This is a genomic window from Halobacterium bonnevillei (genome assembly GCF_009831555.1).
Classification (GTDB): domain Archaea; phylum Halobacteriota; class Halobacteria; order Halobacteriales; family Halobacteriaceae; genus Halobacterium; species Halobacterium bonnevillei.
Genome location: NZ_WUUU01000072.1, coordinates 1 through 14,616, shown reverse-complemented (window position 1 = coordinate 14,616; position 14,616 = coordinate 1). Strand labels below are relative to the sequence as shown.

17 protein-coding genes and 2 pseudogenes are annotated in these 14,616 nt (G+C 68.1%); 6 read left to right on the top strand and 13 right to left on the bottom strand.

Going from position 1 to position 14,616, the window contains the following annotated elements; genetic code table 11:
- Positions 1 to 149 (bottom strand): annotated as a pseudogene (locus GRX66_RS10130) (5-formyltetrahydrofolate cyclo-ligase); the annotation flags it as partial.
- Between the two features lie 254 nt (positions 150 to 403).
- Here GRX66_RS10130 and GRX66_RS10125 point away from each other — a divergent pair.
- Positions 404 to 967 carry a hypothetical protein gene (locus tag GRX66_RS10125; RefSeq protein WP_159526452.1) on the top strand — a complete coding sequence of 188 codons (564 nt, stop codon included), beginning with the start codon at positions 404 to 406 and terminating at the stop codon, positions 965 to 967.
- 151 nt (positions 968 to 1,118) lie between these two features.
- On the opposite strand, the gene GRX66_RS10120 is transcribed toward GRX66_RS10125, so the two are convergent.
- Positions 1,119 to 1,769: a MogA/MoaB family molybdenum cofactor biosynthesis protein gene (locus GRX66_RS10120; RefSeq protein WP_159526451.1), complete on the bottom strand. Its 651-nt coding sequence runs from the start codon at positions 1,767 to 1,769 to the stop codon at positions 1,119 to 1,121.
- A gap of 73 nt (positions 1,770 to 1,842) precedes the next feature.
- On the opposite strand from GRX66_RS10120, the pseudogene GRX66_RS10115 reads away from it, so the two are divergent.
- A pseudogene (locus GRX66_RS10115) lies at positions 1,843 to 2,882 on the top strand (zinc-binding dehydrogenase).
- Between the two features lie 2 nt (positions 2,883 to 2,884).
- Positions 2,885 to 3,202 carry a hypothetical protein gene (locus GRX66_RS19950; RefSeq protein ID WP_233745443.1) on the top strand — a complete coding sequence of 106 codons (318 nt, stop codon included), beginning with the start codon at positions 2,885 to 2,887 and terminating at the stop codon, positions 3,200 to 3,202.
- Between the two features lie 37 nt (positions 3,203 to 3,239).
- On the opposite strand, the gene GRX66_RS20555 is transcribed toward GRX66_RS19950, so the two are convergent.
- From GRX66_RS20555 to GRX66_RS10095, 3 genes are all read right to left on the bottom strand, one after another.
- Positions 3,240 to 3,533, bottom strand: coding sequence for a M67 family metallopeptidase (locus GRX66_RS20555; RefSeq protein ID WP_325064051.1), 294 nt, complete (start codon positions 3,531 to 3,533; stop codon positions 3,240 to 3,242).
- 212 nt (positions 3,534 to 3,745) lie between these two features.
- Positions 3,746 to 4,369: an NUDIX hydrolase gene (locus tag GRX66_RS10100; protein WP_159526450.1), complete on the bottom strand. Its 624-nt coding sequence runs from the start codon at positions 4,367 to 4,369 to the stop codon at positions 3,746 to 3,748.
- A 113-nt stretch (positions 4,370 to 4,482) separates the two neighbouring features.
- Positions 4,483 to 4,896, bottom strand: coding sequence for an Lrp/AsnC family transcriptional regulator (locus GRX66_RS10095; RefSeq protein WP_159526449.1), 414 nt, complete (start codon positions 4,894 to 4,896; stop codon positions 4,483 to 4,485).
- Positions 4,897 to 4,993: 97 nt separating this feature from the next.
- On the opposite strand from GRX66_RS10095, the gene carA reads away from it, so the two are divergent.
- Entirely contained in the window at positions 4,994 to 6,055 is a 1,062-nt protein-coding gene (carA, locus tag GRX66_RS10090; protein ID WP_159526448.1) for a glutamine-hydrolyzing carbamoyl-phosphate synthase small subunit, read from the top strand.
- Positions 6,056 to 6,157: 102 nt separating this feature from the next.
- Entirely contained in the window at positions 6,158 to 6,412 is a 255-nt protein-coding gene (locus GRX66_RS10085) for a hypothetical protein (RefSeq protein ID WP_159526447.1), read from the top strand.
- 7 nt (positions 6,413 to 6,419) lie between these two features.
- Here GRX66_RS10085 and GRX66_RS20955 read toward each other — a convergent pair whose 3' ends face one another.
- The 4 genes from GRX66_RS20955 to GRX66_RS10065 all read right to left on the bottom strand — a co-directional run bounded on the left by GRX66_RS20955 (position 6,420) and on the right by GRX66_RS10065 (position 10,907).
- Complete coding sequence (locus tag GRX66_RS20955) at positions 6,420 to 6,839, bottom strand: hypothetical protein (protein WP_159526446.1); 420 nt, start codon at positions 6,837 to 6,839, stop codon at positions 6,420 to 6,422.
- Positions 6,788 to 9,715 carry a carbamoyl-phosphate synthase large subunit gene (carB, locus tag GRX66_RS10075; protein WP_159526445.1) on the bottom strand — a complete coding sequence of 976 codons (2,928 nt, stop codon included), beginning with the start codon at positions 9,713 to 9,715 and terminating at the stop codon, positions 6,788 to 6,790. Before carB ends, GRX66_RS20955 begins: the two co-directional genes overlap by 52 nt.
- A gap of 115 nt (positions 9,716 to 9,830) precedes the next feature.
- Entirely contained in the window at positions 9,831 to 10,262 is a 432-nt protein-coding gene (locus tag GRX66_RS10070; protein WP_159526444.1) for a GNAT family N-acetyltransferase, read from the bottom strand.
- Positions 10,263 to 10,364: 102 nt separating this feature from the next.
- A complete protein-coding gene (locus tag GRX66_RS10065; protein ID WP_159526443.1) occupies positions 10,365 to 10,907 on the bottom strand; it encodes a DUF5815 family protein in 543 nt (180 codons plus the stop codon).
- A 299-nt stretch (positions 10,908 to 11,206) separates the two neighbouring features.
- On the opposite strand from GRX66_RS10065, the gene GRX66_RS10060 reads away from it, so the two are divergent.
- The gene (locus tag GRX66_RS10060; protein WP_159526442.1) at positions 11,207 to 11,656 is read left to right on the top strand and encodes a hypothetical protein; all 450 of its coding nucleotides are present in this window, start codon (positions 11,207 to 11,209) and stop codon (positions 11,654 to 11,656) included.
- 33 nt (positions 11,657 to 11,689) lie between these two features.
- Here GRX66_RS10060 and GRX66_RS10055 read toward each other — a convergent pair whose 3' ends face one another.
- The 4 genes from GRX66_RS10055 to GRX66_RS10040 all read right to left on the bottom strand — a co-directional run.
- Complete coding sequence (locus GRX66_RS10055) at positions 11,690 to 12,109, bottom strand: DUF7124 domain-containing protein (protein WP_159526441.1); 420 nt, start codon at positions 12,107 to 12,109, stop codon at positions 11,690 to 11,692.
- A gap of 50 nt (positions 12,110 to 12,159) precedes the next feature.
- The gene (locus tag GRX66_RS10050) at positions 12,160 to 12,369 is read right to left on the bottom strand and encodes a hypothetical protein (protein WP_159526440.1); all 210 of its coding nucleotides are present in this window, start codon (positions 12,367 to 12,369) and stop codon (positions 12,160 to 12,162) included.
- Between the two features lie 311 nt (positions 12,370 to 12,680).
- Positions 12,681 to 13,934: an NAD(P)/FAD-dependent oxidoreductase gene (locus tag GRX66_RS10045; protein ID WP_159526439.1), complete on the bottom strand. Its 1,254-nt coding sequence runs from the start codon at positions 13,932 to 13,934 to the stop codon at positions 12,681 to 12,683.
- A gap of 481 nt (positions 13,935 to 14,415) precedes the next feature.
- The coding region (locus GRX66_RS10040) for a hypothetical protein (protein WP_201292982.1) at positions 14,416 to 14,616 on the bottom strand (201 nt) is incomplete at its 5' end.

The window sequence follows — 14,616 nt, the reverse complement described above, 5'->3', positions numbered from 1 at the left end:
CGCCAGACCGCGGACTCGGCGAGTCGCGCCGCGGCGTCGTCGGCGCCCGCGAAGTTCGGGATGCGGCCGTGCGGCGGGAACGGGAACCGCGCCGCGCCCGAGTCCTCGAGGTCGTCCCAGACTCGCTCGCGGAGGTCCTGCTTGTCCATGCGTGGGCGTCGGGCGCCCGGAACTTTACGCTACCTGGACGCTGCACGGATCCGTGAGCGCAGCGAGGACGCCGCCGAGCGCGCAGGCGCGCCGAAAACGCCACTTCGTCGCCGGGGTGCCGTCTCCACCGCGTAATCCACCGTAAACTCGGATTGAATTCGGCTTAATCGGGCTTGAGACGGCTTCTCGACGCCGAAATTCGGATTCACGGACTCCCCGGGTTAAGTGTGCGACGCGGTATGGACCAGATGCGATGAACGCACGAAAACTACTCACGCTCGTCGTCGCGGCGACCGTCCTCGTCGGCGGTCTCGCGGCGGCCGGCGCTGCGATGCCCGCAGACGCACAGGCCAGCGACAACGCCCCGGAAGATCCCGACGACAACGCAGCCGACGACGCCGACGACGCGGACGAGAACGCAAGCGAGTCCGAGGAGAGTGACGCGGCCGACGACGCCGCGAACGCTGACGGCGCCGACGCCGCAAGCGACGAATCGGACGAGAACGAGAGCGCGGCCGCGGATAACCAGGGCCCGCCGAGCGAGCTCCCTGAGCAGGTCCCCGACCACGTCTCGTCCATCCACGAGACCATCAATTCGTACCTCGACGGCGAGGTCGACAACCTCGGCAACGCGCTGAGCGACCTCCTCGGTGACGACGGCGAGAGCGGTGACGCCGAGGACGCGGACAGTGAGGACGCGGACAATGAGGACGCGGACAGCGAGGACGCGGACAATGAGGACGCCGACAGCGAGGAAACCGCTGACGACAACTCCACCGAATCCGAGAACGCCAGTGACGTCGCGCCCATCGCGTAACGTCACGGTGGCCGCAGCGACTACGCCACCTGGCGCTTCAGCGCAGTTCTGCTGACCGCTTTTTCGGTACGTTCGCGCCCCACAGAGCCATCAGTGGCTGTTTTCGGATTCCGGGCTGCGCTGGTGGCTGTGCTCCGTCCCGCGCGCAGCGTCAATCGTCGCGGCCGCGGCCCGCCAGTCCGACGAGGTGCCCGATTTCCGGGACGATGATCTCCGTGCTACCGAGTTCGGCTGCGTTCTCGCTGCCGGGCAGACAGAACACCGGCACGTCCCCGACGACGCCCGCGGTGGCGCGCGTCGCGACGACCTTCGCGCCGATCTCGTCGAAGGACAGCAGCCGGAACAGCTCCCCGAACCCCGGCAGTTGCTTGTCGAACAGTTGCCGCGTCGCCTCGACGGTGACGTCGTCCGGCGTCACGCCGGTGCCGCCCGTCGAGACGACCGCGTCCACGTCGTCTCTGCCGGCGAGGTTGTCGACGCTGGCCTGCACGCGGTCGTAGCTGTCCCCGACGAGTTCCCGCGTGACGACCTCGTGGTCCTCGGCCTCGAACGCCGCCGTGATGGCGTCTCCGGCGGGGTCGTCGTCCAGCGACCGCGAGGACGACACGGTGAGGATGGCGACGCCCACGGTGTCGGCGTCGTGGTGGTGGTGGTCGTGGCTGTCCGCGTGCTCGTGGTCGTGTTCGTGGTCGTCGCTGGGGTCGTCGTGTTCGTGTTCCGCCTCGTGCGTCTCCTCGACCGGTTCGTCCGCCGTTTCCTCGTCGTCCGTCCGGCGGGTGTCCCGGGACTGGAAGTCGACCATACCCCCGCGTTCGGCACCCGGCCGGAAAAGCGTAGACCCCACAGTTTTGGTGGCCGGCCGCCACGTCCGACCCATGCAGGCCACTGTGTTCGACGGCCACGGCGACACCGACGTCATCGACTACCGCGAGGTAGCCGACCCCGACGTCGGCCGCGAGGAGGTGCTGGTCGACGTGAAAGCCGGCGCGCTCAACCACCTCGACGTGTGGACGCGCCGCGGGATGCCGCAACTCGACCTCGAGATGCCCCACGTCCCCGGGAGCGACGGCGCGGGCGTCGTCCTGGAGGCGGGCGCGGACGTCACGCGCTTCGAGGCGGGCGACCGGGTCGCAGTGTCCGCGGGCGTGTCTGCGGGGACTGCGAGTTCTGTCGGAACGGCGAGTACCCGCTGTGTACGTCCTTCCACGTCCTCGGCGAGCACGTCCCGGGCGTGCACAGCGAACTCGCCGCGGTGCCCGAGGACAACCTCGTGCGCGTGCCCGAGCACGTCGACTGGGAGACCGCGGCCGCCGCGCCGCTCGTGTTCCAGACGGCGTGGCGGATGCTCCAGACGCGCGCCGACCTCCAGGCGGGCGAGAACGTCCTCGTGCTCGGCGCGAGCGGGGGCGTCGGCCACGCCGCGGTCCAGATCGCAGCCCACGCCGGCGCGGAGGTGTACGCGACGGCGAGCACCGACGAGAAACTCCGGTACGCCGAGGAGATCGGCGCCGACCACGTCATCAACTACGCGGCGACGGACTTCGCGGACGAGATCCGCGACTACACGGGCAAGCGCGGGGTCGACGTCGTCGTCGACCACGTCGGGGAGGCGACCTGGGATAGCTCCTTGCGCTCGCTCGCGAAGGGCGGCCGCCTCGTGACGTGCGGCGCGACGACCGGCGGCCGGCCACAGACGCACATCCAGCGGCTGTTCTGGAATCAGCTCAGCGTCCTCGGGTCGACGATGGCGACGCCCGGGGAGGTCGACGACGTCCTCCCGCTGGTCTGGGACGGCACGTTCGACGTCCGCGTGCGCGACGTCGTCCCGATGAGCGAGACTGCGCGCGCCCACGAACTACTGGAGAACCGGGAGGGCTTTGGGAAGGTAGTGGTAAAACCCGACAGCGAGTACTGATGGTGACCTACGACCCCCGCGAGAGCGCGGACGACGACGCGGTGACCGCAAGCGACGCGCCCGGCAGCGAGGCCGCTGGCGAGGGCGCGGACGCGCACGCCTGCGCAGACGCCGGCGCGCACGGGGGGATGAGCGACCGCGCGCAGTGGCTGGTCGTCGTCGTGCTGTTCTTCGCGGGGATCGTCGCGCCGCTGTACCTCTATCTCGTCGGTCCGGGGAGCTTCGGCCTGGGGTTCCGCGACACCTACCTCGCGGTCCCGATGATTCCCGCGCTCGTTCTGGGTGCCGTCGGCGTCTGGACGGCAGTCCGAGGACGCTGAGGCCAGGATGCGGCATCGAAGCGGGCCACAGGAGCTGCTACGTGTCGCGGACGGCGACGTCTTCGCGCTCGAAGGACTCGCCGGTCCACGTCCACCCGTCCAGAATCGGCGGTCGCGCCGCCAGCGACGCGAGCACGTACACGTACCCGGGCCACGACGCCTGTTCGCGGTCGGTCTCGCTCATCCTGGCGGGTCCCGCCGGGTGAGAGTGATAGAAGCCGACGACCTCGCGGCCCGTGGCGGCGGCCTCGTCGAACACTGCGAGCGTCGCCTCGGCGTCGAGTTCGTAGGTCACGCGGGGCGCGTCGGCGACGTTCGCCACGCGCCGCACCGTGTCGGCGACGACCGCCTCCCCGTTCTCGCGGCCGACGAGTGCGCCGCAGGCTCGCGGGGCGCGTCCGCTCGGGCGTGGTCGAGAATCGCGTCGTAGGCCGACCGGCTGAGCGCCAGCACGACGCACCGTTAGTCGCGTAGCCGGAAAAATCCCGACGCACGCTCGGGGCGCGTGACTGGTCGCCGCTGGGGGTGGTCGTTGCTGGGTGGCTACTCCCGGGTGCCGTCCGGCACGGGGTCGGCGTCGCCCTCGAAGTCGCGGCGCATCGCGATCTCGAACCACGGGCAAAGGCGGAGCTGGCGGTAGTGCCGCGGGTTCTCGTAGATGTCCTCGTAGTCCGCCCAGAGAACGCCGCCGACCTCGTCGGGGTCGCGGTCGAAGCTCGTGTCCGTCAGCGTCGCCTGCAGGACCGCACAGACCTCCCACTCGAGGCCCTCGTCGAGGTAGTAGCGCTTGTACTCGAAGCGGTCGGTGACCTCGAGGTCGTCGTACTGGTCGGCCGTGATGCCGAGTTCCTCCTCGAGGCGCTCGCGGGTCGCTTCCTTCTGGGTCTGGCCCTCGACGGGGTGGCTGGCGACCGTGCCGTCCCAGTGGGTGTCCCAGAGGCGCTTGCGGGCGGCGCGCTGCGCGAGCATGACGTTGCCGTCCTGGTCGAACAGCACGCACGTGAACGCGCGGTGGCGGACGCCGTCACCGGTGTGGGCGTCCAGGCGGTTCGCGAGTCCCTCCTTCTCGTCGTAGGCGTCGACGGCGACGACGTCCTGCTCGGCGTTCTCCGCGGTCTCGTCGTCCCGCGTGGACTGGACGGGCGCGTCGGACCCTGATTCGCTCATGGGGTGACCGACGGGAACGTGCGTAAATAGCGCTTCGACTCGTCGTGCGCGGCGTGGTCTCCAGGAACGAGGGTTGGCGAGACGTGGACAGGGTACTGCGGACGCTCCCGCCGTCACCCCATCTTCTCGTCGAGGATGAGGCGTGTCTTCGTGGAGACGACTTCCTCCTGCTCGCGGGCCTTCGTGACGAGGTCGTTGACGCCGCCGGTGTCCGCGGCGTCGACGACGAGGACGATGTCGTCCTCGCCGGAGACCTGCCAGACGAAGTCGACCTGGTTCCAGTCGACCATGCGGTCGCCGACCTCGTGGGTGTCGACGTCCATCGCGACCCCGATCTCGATCATCGCTTTGACGTTCCCGGTCGAGGTGGAGACGGTGAAGCGTTCGATGACGCCCTCGTCGACGAGGCTGTCGACGCGGTTGCGGATCGTGCCCTCGCTGACGCCGATGTCGTCGGCGATCTCCGTGTACGGGGTCCGGGCGTCCCGTCGGAGGGCGTCGAGGATGCGCCGGTCGATGTCGTCCATGTCCGGACATCAGGCCGACGCACAAAAAGGATTTCGAAATTCGTAACTCAGCTACGAAAGCAAGATTTATACTCCCCACACTCGTTTGAATCTCGTAATGTCGGACGCGTACCTCGCGCTAGAAACCGGCGACGTGGTCGAAGCCAACGCCCGTGCCCCCGGACGGGCACGAGGCGAACTCGTGTTCACCACGGCGTACACCGGCTACGAGGAGAGCCTCACGGACCCCTCGTACGAGGCACAGGTGCTCACTTTCGCCTACCCCCTCATCGGGAACTACGGCGTCCGCGAGGACCGATTCGAATCGGACCGCGTCCACCCCAGCGCCGTCGTCGCGCGCGAACTCACCGACGACGTCGCCGACTGGCTCACCGAGGAGGGCGTCCCCGCCGTCGACGGCCTCGACACCCGCGACCTCGTCCTCGACATCCGCGAGGGCGGCGCGATGAAGGTCGGCATCGCCGCCGGCCCGGACGCCACGCCCGAGGCCGCCCGCGAACAGCTCGCGGACTGCCCACACATGAGCGACCTCACGGACATCGGCAGCCGGGTCAGCGTCCCGGAACCCGAAGTCCACGGCGACGGCGACGTGGACGTCGCGCTCGTCGACTGCGGCGCGAAGGGCTCCATCGTCTCCTCGCTCGTGGAGCGCGGCGCCACCGTCCACGTGCTTCCCTACGACACGACGCCCGCGGAACTCGCGGCGCTGGACCCGGACATCCTGTTCGTCTCGAACGGCCCGGGCGACCCCGCGAACTTCGAGGCCGCGGAGGCCCTGGTCGGCGAATTCGTGGGGGATCTCCCCATCGCGGGCATCTGTCTCGGCCAGCAGGTGGTCGCGCGCGCCCTCGGCGGCGCCACCGAGAAGATGGACTTCGGCCACCGCGGCGTGAACCAGCCGGTGCTAGACTACGAATCCAAGCGCGTCGTGATGACCACCCAGAACCACGGCTACACCGTCGCCGACCCCGGCAAACTTGAGGTCACGCAGATCAACGTCAACGACGACACGCCGGAGGGCCTGGACTCCGCGGAACTGGACGTCATCACCCGCCAGTACCACCCCGAAGCCAACCCCGGCCCCCACGACAGCCTCGACTTCTTCGACGACGTGCTCGCGATGGCGGACTGCTGTCGAACGCCCGTCACCGCGGACTGACACTCGCTTCCTCCGATTTTCTGCAACGCAGCGACGGCCGGCGTCGAGACGCCCGAAGCAGTACATTCCGCGCGAGTGGAGTACGAATAACTGTCGGAGTCCGTGTTTTCGGCAAACCAGTTGACGTTCCACGAGTGGCACGCCGCCGTGCGCGGCGCCACCGTCGGCGCGTTCTCGACGGCCCTCCACGCGCTCTCCTATACGAGGCTCGGCGTCGCGCTCTCGGTGACGTTCGTCGCGGCGGCGCTGGGCATCGCGCGCTACGGGAGCGTCGCCGGTCGGACTGTCAGGAGAGAACCGTGGTACGCGCTCGCCGCGTTCGTCGGCTTCGGCGCCGTCGTTCTCGCGGTAGCGTGACGAGGCGCTAGCCCCAGCGCTCGTCGCGGATCGGGCGCTCGCTCACCGGCGCGACCTCCAGGTCGGCGTCCTGATACGCCAGGGCCTCCACGAGGGCTTCCGCGCTCTCGGCCGTCGAGAGGTACGGGACCTCCTCTTCGACGGCGGTGCGGAGGACGTCCTCGTCGCGTGAGACGACGAAGTCGACGTTCCCCTCGCGGATGGCCGCACTGGTGTCCTCGAACGTCTCGAGGTCGAAGTACTCCGCGAAGCCGTCCACGTCCAGGTCGACGACGGCGGTGCCGCCGACCTCCGGGGCGTTCCCGGCGGCGCGCTGGGCCTTCCAGTACGCCAGGCCCGGCGTAGACGCGGTGCCCATCACTTCGCCCGTGGACTTCATCTCCGGGCCGAGGCGGGGGTCCGACCCCGGCAGGCGGTCGAACGGCAACACGACCTCCTTGACGCTGTACTCCTCCGGGACGCCCTCGCTGACGTCGAGTCGGCCAGCGAATCGCCCGCCATCACCTTCGCCGCGAGCTTCGCGATGGGGACGCCCGTCGCCTTCGAGACGAAGGGGACCGTCCGCGACGAGCGCGGGTTCGCCTCGAGGACGTAGACTTCACCATCTTGAACCGCGAGCTGGACGTTCAGCAGGCCGACGGTGTCCAGCGCCACTGCGATCTCCTCGGTGACCTCGCGGACGCGCGCCAGCGTGTCGTCGGACAGCGACCGCGGCGGAATCACGCACGCGGAGTCCCCGGAGTGCACGCCCGCGGACTCCACGTGCTCCATCACGCCGCCGATGAGCACGTCCTCGCCGTCCGAGACGGCGTCCACGTCGAGTTCGACGGCGTCCGCGAGGAACTCGTCGACGAGGATCGGTTTGTCCGGGCTGACCCGGACGGCCTCCTCCATGTAGTGCTTGAGCTCCTCGTCGTCGTCGACGACCCGCATCGCGCGACCGCCGAGCACGTAGCTCGGGCGGACGAGGACCGGGTAGCCCAGGTCGCCGGCGAGGTCGAGGGCTTCCGCTTCACTGGTCGCCGTCCCGCCGGCCGGCTGGGCGATGCCGCGCTCGTCCATGAGGCGGTTGAAGCGGTCGCGGTCCTCCGCGAGGTCCATCGCCTCGACGGCGGTGCCCATGATGTCGCAGTCGACGCCGCGGCGCTCGAGTTCGTCGCGCAGCGGTTCGCCGATGTCGACGGAGGTCTGGCCGCCGAACTGGATCATCACGCCGTCCGCGCCGGCCGCCTCGACCACGTCGGCGACCTCCTCGGCGGTGATCGGCTCGAAGAACAGGCCGTCGGAGGTGTCGTAGTCCGTCGACACCGTCTCGGGGTTGTTGTTCACGACGTGCGCCTCGATGCCCATCTCGCGGAGTGCGCGCACCGCGTGGACCGAGCAGTAGTCGAACTCGACGCCCTGTCCGATACGGATCGGGCCGCCGCCGACGACCACCACGCTCTCGGTGTCGCGGTTCACGCGGAGTTCGCCCGCGGCCGCGTCGCCCTCGTAGGGCCCGGAGAACCACTCGGGGGAGCGCGAGGAGTAGTAGTACGGCGTGGACGCCTCGAACTCGCCCGCGCACGTGTCGACCTGCTTGTACGTCCGTCCCGGGACGTCCGCCTCGACCTGGCCGACGCCCGCGCGAGCGGCGGAGACGGGGACGCCCTCCTCGGTGGTCTCGACGGCGGCCTCGCCGCCCGCGTCGCCGGCGACCGCTTCAGTCGCCTCCGCGGTCCGCCACGCGCCGCGGGTCTCGGGCAGCCACGTCAGGCTGCTGTCCTCGAAGACGTTGCCCGCGAGCGCGCTGATCTCGGCGTTCGTGAAGCCCGCCGTCGCCGCGGGCGTGAATTCGCCGTCGACGACCTCCTTGCTGGCTTCGACGATGCGCGCGAAGCGCTCGACGTACCATTCGTACATCCCGGTCGCCTCCACGACCTCCTCGACGTCGAACCCGCGCTCGAACGCCTCGAAGATGGCGTACGGGCGGTCCGGGCTCGGGCGTTCGAGGTACTCCCTGCGGAGCTCGTCGTCCTCGACGGCGCCGAAGTCGACGGCGGGGTCGTACTCGGAACTGCGCAGCGCCTTCAGGAAGCTCTCCTCGAACGTGCGGCCGATGGCCATCGCCTCGCCCGTGGACTTCATCGCCGTGGAGAGCGTGAAGTCGACGTCCTCGAACTTGTCGATGGGCCAGCGCGGCACCTTCGTCACCACGTAGTCGATGGCCGGCTCGAACGCTGCGGTCGTCTCCCCCGTGATCTCGTTGGTGATCTCGTGGAGCCGTTTGCCGAGCGCGACCTTCGCGGTGACGCGCGCAATCGGGTAGCCGGTCGCCTTCGACGCGAGCGCGGACGAGCGCGAGACGCGCGGGTTCACTTCCACGACGCGGTACTCGCCGCCGGGCGTGCCGTCGTCGCGCCACGCGAACTGGATGTTGCAGCCGCCCTGGATGCCGAGGTCGCGGATGACCTCCAGCGCGACGTCCCGCATCGCCTGGTGGCCGTCGTCCGGGATGACCTGGCTGGGCGTGACCACGGTGGATTCCCCCGTGTGGATGCCCATCGGGTCGATGTTCTCCATGTTGCAGATGATGACACAGGAGTCGTCGGCGTCCCGCATCACCTCGTACTCGAGTTCGACCCAGCCCTCGATGGACTCCGTGACGAGGACCTCGTCGTTGCGGGAGAGGCGCAGCCCCTTCCGCACGCGAGCGACGAGTTCGTCCATGGTGTCGACGACCCCTGACCCGCTGCCGCCGAGCGTGTACGTCGTGCGCGCGATGACCGGGAGGCCGCCCACCTCCTCAGCTGCGTCCTCGACGCGCTCGCGGAGCGCGTCCTCGTCGAAGTCCGAGACGGATTCGTCCTCGTCCAGCGAGATGGTCGTGGACGCGGGGACCGGCTCGTTCAGTTCCTCCATGCGCTGGCGGAACAGGTCGCGGTCCTCGGTCGCGTAGATAGTCTCCAGCGGCGTCCCCATGATGTCCACGTCGTACTCGTCGAGGACGCCCTCCTCGGCGAGCTCCGCGGTGACGTTCAGGCCGGTCTGGCCGCCGAGTCCCGCGATGACGCCGTCCGGCTTCTCCTTCGCGATGACGTCCGCGATGGCGTCGGTGGTGATCGGCTCGATGTACACCGCGTCCGCCATCTCCGGGTCGGTCATGATGGTCGCGGGGTTGGAGTTCACGAGCACGACTCGGGCGCCCTCCTCTCGGAGCGCGCGGCAGGCCTGCGCCCCCGAGTAGTCGAATTCAGCCGCTTGTCCGATCTGGATTGGGCCACTCCCAATGAGCAGTACCGTGCGGTCTTCGTGCTCGCTCATTGCTACTCGTGTGGAGTTCGCCCATCGTAATAAGTTGCGCGGAATACTCAGAGCATCGCAACCCAATTACGAAATTCGAAACATCCGGCGGTGGGTCGGCGGCCAGGACCGGCCGTCATTCGACCTCGCGGCGGAAACTGTAACAGAGCTTCTCGTAGCCGCGATTCTCGTAGAAATCGTGGGCCTCCTCCCGCCACAGCCCAGACTCCAGTTCGACGTACGAACACGACTGCTCGCGCGCGAACTCGTGGACGTACTCGAGGAGTCGACTCCCGTAGCCTTCGCCGCGGTGCTGCTCGTCGGTCACCAGGTCCTCGACGAACACGTGGCGGTCACAGAAGAAGTTCCGGCGCACTACCAGTCCGACCACCGCCACCACGTCGCCTTCGTCGAACAGCGCGAACAGCCGGTAGCCGTCCTCGCGCATCACGTCGAGTTGTTCCAGGAACGTCTCCTCGGTGAGGTGGTCGCGCAGTTGCGAGAGCACGGGGTACGCGTTCCGGAACTGCGGCGTCGTCGATAGCTCGCGGACCTCGCTCGCTGCCATGCGCTACGAAACGCGAACTGGCGGGAAAACCGTTGGCGAACCGGCGGCACTTCCGCGACCAAATCGGTCCGTCGAACGTCCAAGCGAACCCGGGGCCGGATACTACGCGGGCGTGTCGTACTCGTCCTCGAATTCTCTGGCGTCCCGGTAGCGGTCCACGAACGTCGAGACGTCGAACTCCTGCATCTGTTGCTCGAACTCCGCGGCGGTGTCGTCGCCGTCGGCGTGGCTGACCGCGTGGTCCATCAGCTCCACCACGAGTTCGACGACGACCTCGTGGAGTTCCCGGGCGTCCATGTCGGTCACCCACAGCAACGCGTACCCGACGCTGCCGTTCTCGCTGCCGTCCACGGCGACGACGTCCTCGGGCAGTTGCTCCATCACGGACCCCATCAGGTGCGGGGTGCCGAACTCCTCGAACTCGTCGTCGGGCGCGGGCGTCACCGCCTCCTTGAGGACGGCGACGATCGACTCAGGCACGAACCGCGACGGCGGATGCATGTCCATCACCACGGCGTGAGTGCCGCCACAGGAGCACTCGTACTCGCGCATCCCCAGGTCGAAGTCCTTCACGTGCGCCTGCTCCCCGCAGGGGAGGTCCACCCAATCGTCGTCCTCGGTGCCCGGTACGCGCGGCTCGGTCATTGCTCGCCGATTGGCTGTGCGGCCGGTTAAGCCCCCCGGAGCGATATTCGCGCTGCGGGATCCACCAGTGTGTGAGTCCGGCCGGAGAAACGCCGCCCCCCGCGGTGTCGACCGAGCCCGCGGGGACGAGCTCGCGGACACTCCGCGGTCCGAGGCGGTGCCGGACGCGAGGGTCGCACTGTCGGCTGGCGGCGTTCCTGGAGCCGACAGCACTGGCCCATTGCAAGCCCGGGGCAGTCGATTCTCACAGTGTGAGTGCAGCCGGTGGTTTTTGCTGGCGGCCGACCGCAGTTTCCCGCATGAACTCGGACAGGCGCGCGTTCCTCAGGGCCGCCGGCGTCACGGGTGTCGTCGGTCTCGCGGGCTGTTCGACGCTCCTCGGCTCCCGCCCAGACCTGGTCTTGACCATCGAGAACTATCGATCGGACGACGTCCGACTACTGGTGGGGGTGTTCGACGAGGAGGCGACGGACTACAACGACGGCACTGTCTATCGGTCGACTGTCGACGTCCCGGCGGAGGCGACCGGGGACGACCGGTGGCGCGAGCCGGCCGTCGGGCCCGCTCGGCGGTACCGAATCGAGGTCGGCGTCGGCGTTGAGCACGCGACCTACCACTATCACTACGTGCCCGACTGCCTCGGCGACGACGCAAGCTACGACCCGCAGGTGAACGTCATCGTCAACGATGCACCGGGCGTGACGTTCGGACAATCCGCTTGCGGGGAGAACGTGGACTTCGGACCGTGACGCGTCCGCAGGGCGACCGCGGTGCGGTGTCGGCTACGGCCAGTCGTCGCGGACTTCGGCTTCGTCGTCGTCGGCGTCGTCGGCGTCGTCGGCGAGCTCCCAGTCGGCTTTCTCGGCGGCGTCCTCGAGGGGGAGGTACTCCCAGCCGACGCTCTCGGCGAGTTCGCGATCCTCGTCGTCGACGCCGACGAAGACGTGGCGTTCGGTGTCGAACTGGCGTTTGACGGATTCGAGGCTCTCTTCGCGGCCTTTCGGACCGGAGAAGAAGTCCTGGCGGATGCGGCGTTTGCGCGTGAAGTTGGTGACGACGTACGTGGGTTCGTCTGAGACGACGCCGACGTATTCCGTCCACTGGCGTGCGCCCGCGAACGCGGTGCCGGGTTTCGCGAGTTCCTGCAGCGCGGACAGCTCGAACGCGAGGGTCATGTCCGTGCTCCCGCCGGATTTGCTCATGGCGGAACGTGGGGTGCGGACGGGAAAAACCGCTTCGGTCGCGCGCTCCGTTACCGCGCGATGGAAACGCGATAGTAGCCGGTGAACCGTACGACCTCGCCGTCGGACAAGCCCTCGGCTGCTTCTTCGGGGATGGCGATGGCGTCGGCGTCGACCGCGTCGGGGAACGCCGCCTGTGCTCGGTCGTCGAGTTCGTCGTAGTCGCGGACCGTGCGGTCCGCGGTGGGTGTCGTTTCGGTCGCTTCCAGCAGTGGGTTCATGTGGTCACCGGCATTCGTGTGCCATGCCAACGTATGGCATGAACGTATATAAGCGTGCTGGTAGGCGAAATCTAGAACTGCCCGACGGCGGTCTGCCGCACAACGTCCGACGGAAGACACGTTCAACGGCCCTGGGACGTCACTGCGACGCTGGTGCGACCCGCGAGACGATGCCCCCGATGCGAGCAGACGGGAGGACGTCTCTACCGATCGGTGGTCGAATCTCCGAAGCCGAGCGGACGGACGAAACTCGTCCCGAGAAGCGCGGAGAGAACAGCGAAGAGACGGCGTTCGCGTCGGCCCTGGACGGCTTACTGCTCTTGCGGGATGGCGAGGTCCTCGAGGTCGAAGTTGTCCTGCAGGAGGACGTCCTTCTGGTCGGCGACGACCGCTTCGTCCTTGATGAGTTGCTTGTACTTCGACTGCGGCGCGAGATTCCCGATGAGCACGCCGCCGATGAGTTTGCCGTCCTTGAACGTCAGGCGGCGCCACTCGTTGTCGCTGTACTTCCGTTCGGCCTCGTCGTCGCCCAGCGTCGGGAAGCCGAAGGAGAGGAAGGGGAAGTCGAAGTGCGTGATGGAGTACGAGGACACCCAGCGGAACGGCTCCGTCTCGACGTCGTGGCCCGCGTCCTCGAGCATCACGCGCCCGGCGAGGTTCCCCTGCTGTTTCGCGGAGCCCCACGAGCCGTTCTGCGCGCGCTCGCCGAGAATGGTGTCGTGGAACTGCGTGATGTCGCCCGCAGCGTAGACGTCCTCGACCTCGGTCCGCATGTACTCGTCGACGTGGACGCCGTTCTCGATGGTGACGCCCGTGTCCTGGAGGATCTCCACGTTGAAGTCCAGACCGATGGCGACGCCGACGAACTCCGATTCGTGGCGAACGCCGTTCCCGTCGATGGTCGCGACGACTTCGCCGTCGTCGTTCGTCTCGAAGCTCCCGGCGCCGGACTCGAAGACCGGTTCGACGCCCTTCTCGCGGAGGCCGTCGTGGATGATCTCGGCGCCTTCCTCGCTGAGCGCGTACCGCCACCAGCGGTTCCCGCGCATCAGGTACTTCGCGTCGACGTCCTGGCCGCCGCAGATGGCCGCCAGGTCGATGCCGAGCAGGCCGGCGCCGACGACGACGCCCGTGTCGGCTTCCTCGGCGTGCTCGCGGATGCGCCGTGCGTCCTCGAACGTCCAGAAGTGGTGGACGCCCTCGGCGTCGGAGTTCTCCACGGGGAGCTGGTTCGGGGTGCCGCCCGCGGCGACGAGGAGCTTGTCGTAGCTGATCTCGTCGCCGTCGTGCGTCTCGATGGTGTGGGTGCCGGGGTTGACGTCCGTGACGAGGGTGTTCAGCCGGAGGTCGATGTCACGGTCGTCGTACCAGTCCTCTTCGTGGATGCTGATCGGGGCCTCGGGCAGTTTCCCCTTGGCGAACTCTTTGATGAGAATCCGATTGTAGAGGGCTTCACCCTCGTCTGTGACGACGGTGACGTCGACGTCGGGTGCCTCCTCGCGGATGGCTTCGGCGGCGGAACTACCCGCAATTCCGTCACCGACAATCACGTAGGATTCGCTCATGGCTGAAGTGAGGCATTCGGGGTTAAAGTGGATTGCTATCTGCACGAGACGCTTGCTATTCGGACACAAACCCCGAATAGACGGCCGATAGTGTGCGGGCCCTGTGGACACACCTGCTGTCAATCAGGGAGTGCCAGTCCCTGTCGCTGTCCGTCGAGAGGCAGGGACGCGCCCAACCGTTTCAGCGAACCCCGAACGCCGGCCGGTATGTTGCCATTAACCGTCCGGGACGCCGACTCGCCGACTCGGGACGCCCCACACCGACACCGGGGTAGGATACCACGAGAAATGCGGTAAGACGGCGTTAGAAAGGCTCTCGCCTTGAAACTCGAGTTAACTATCAGTGGCCTTTATCGCCGCCCGCGTTGACGTGAACACTGTCCCAAGCGGTCGGGACGGATCCATGATGTACGACCAACCGTCGTTCCAGCAGCCACAGCTATCGGGGACTGGCCACCAGTCCGCGGTCCCCGGACAGCCGTCACAGTTCGCCGCCCAGCAGCCACAGTGGGCGAGCCAGCAGCAGCACCCAGTCAGCCAGCCACAACAGCCGCCACAGCAACAGCAGATCCCACAGCAGCCGCCACAGCAACAGCAGGCACCGCAACAGCAGCCGCCACAGCAACAGCAGGCACCGCAACAGCAGCCGCCACAGCAACAGCAGCGCACACACAGCAGCGTC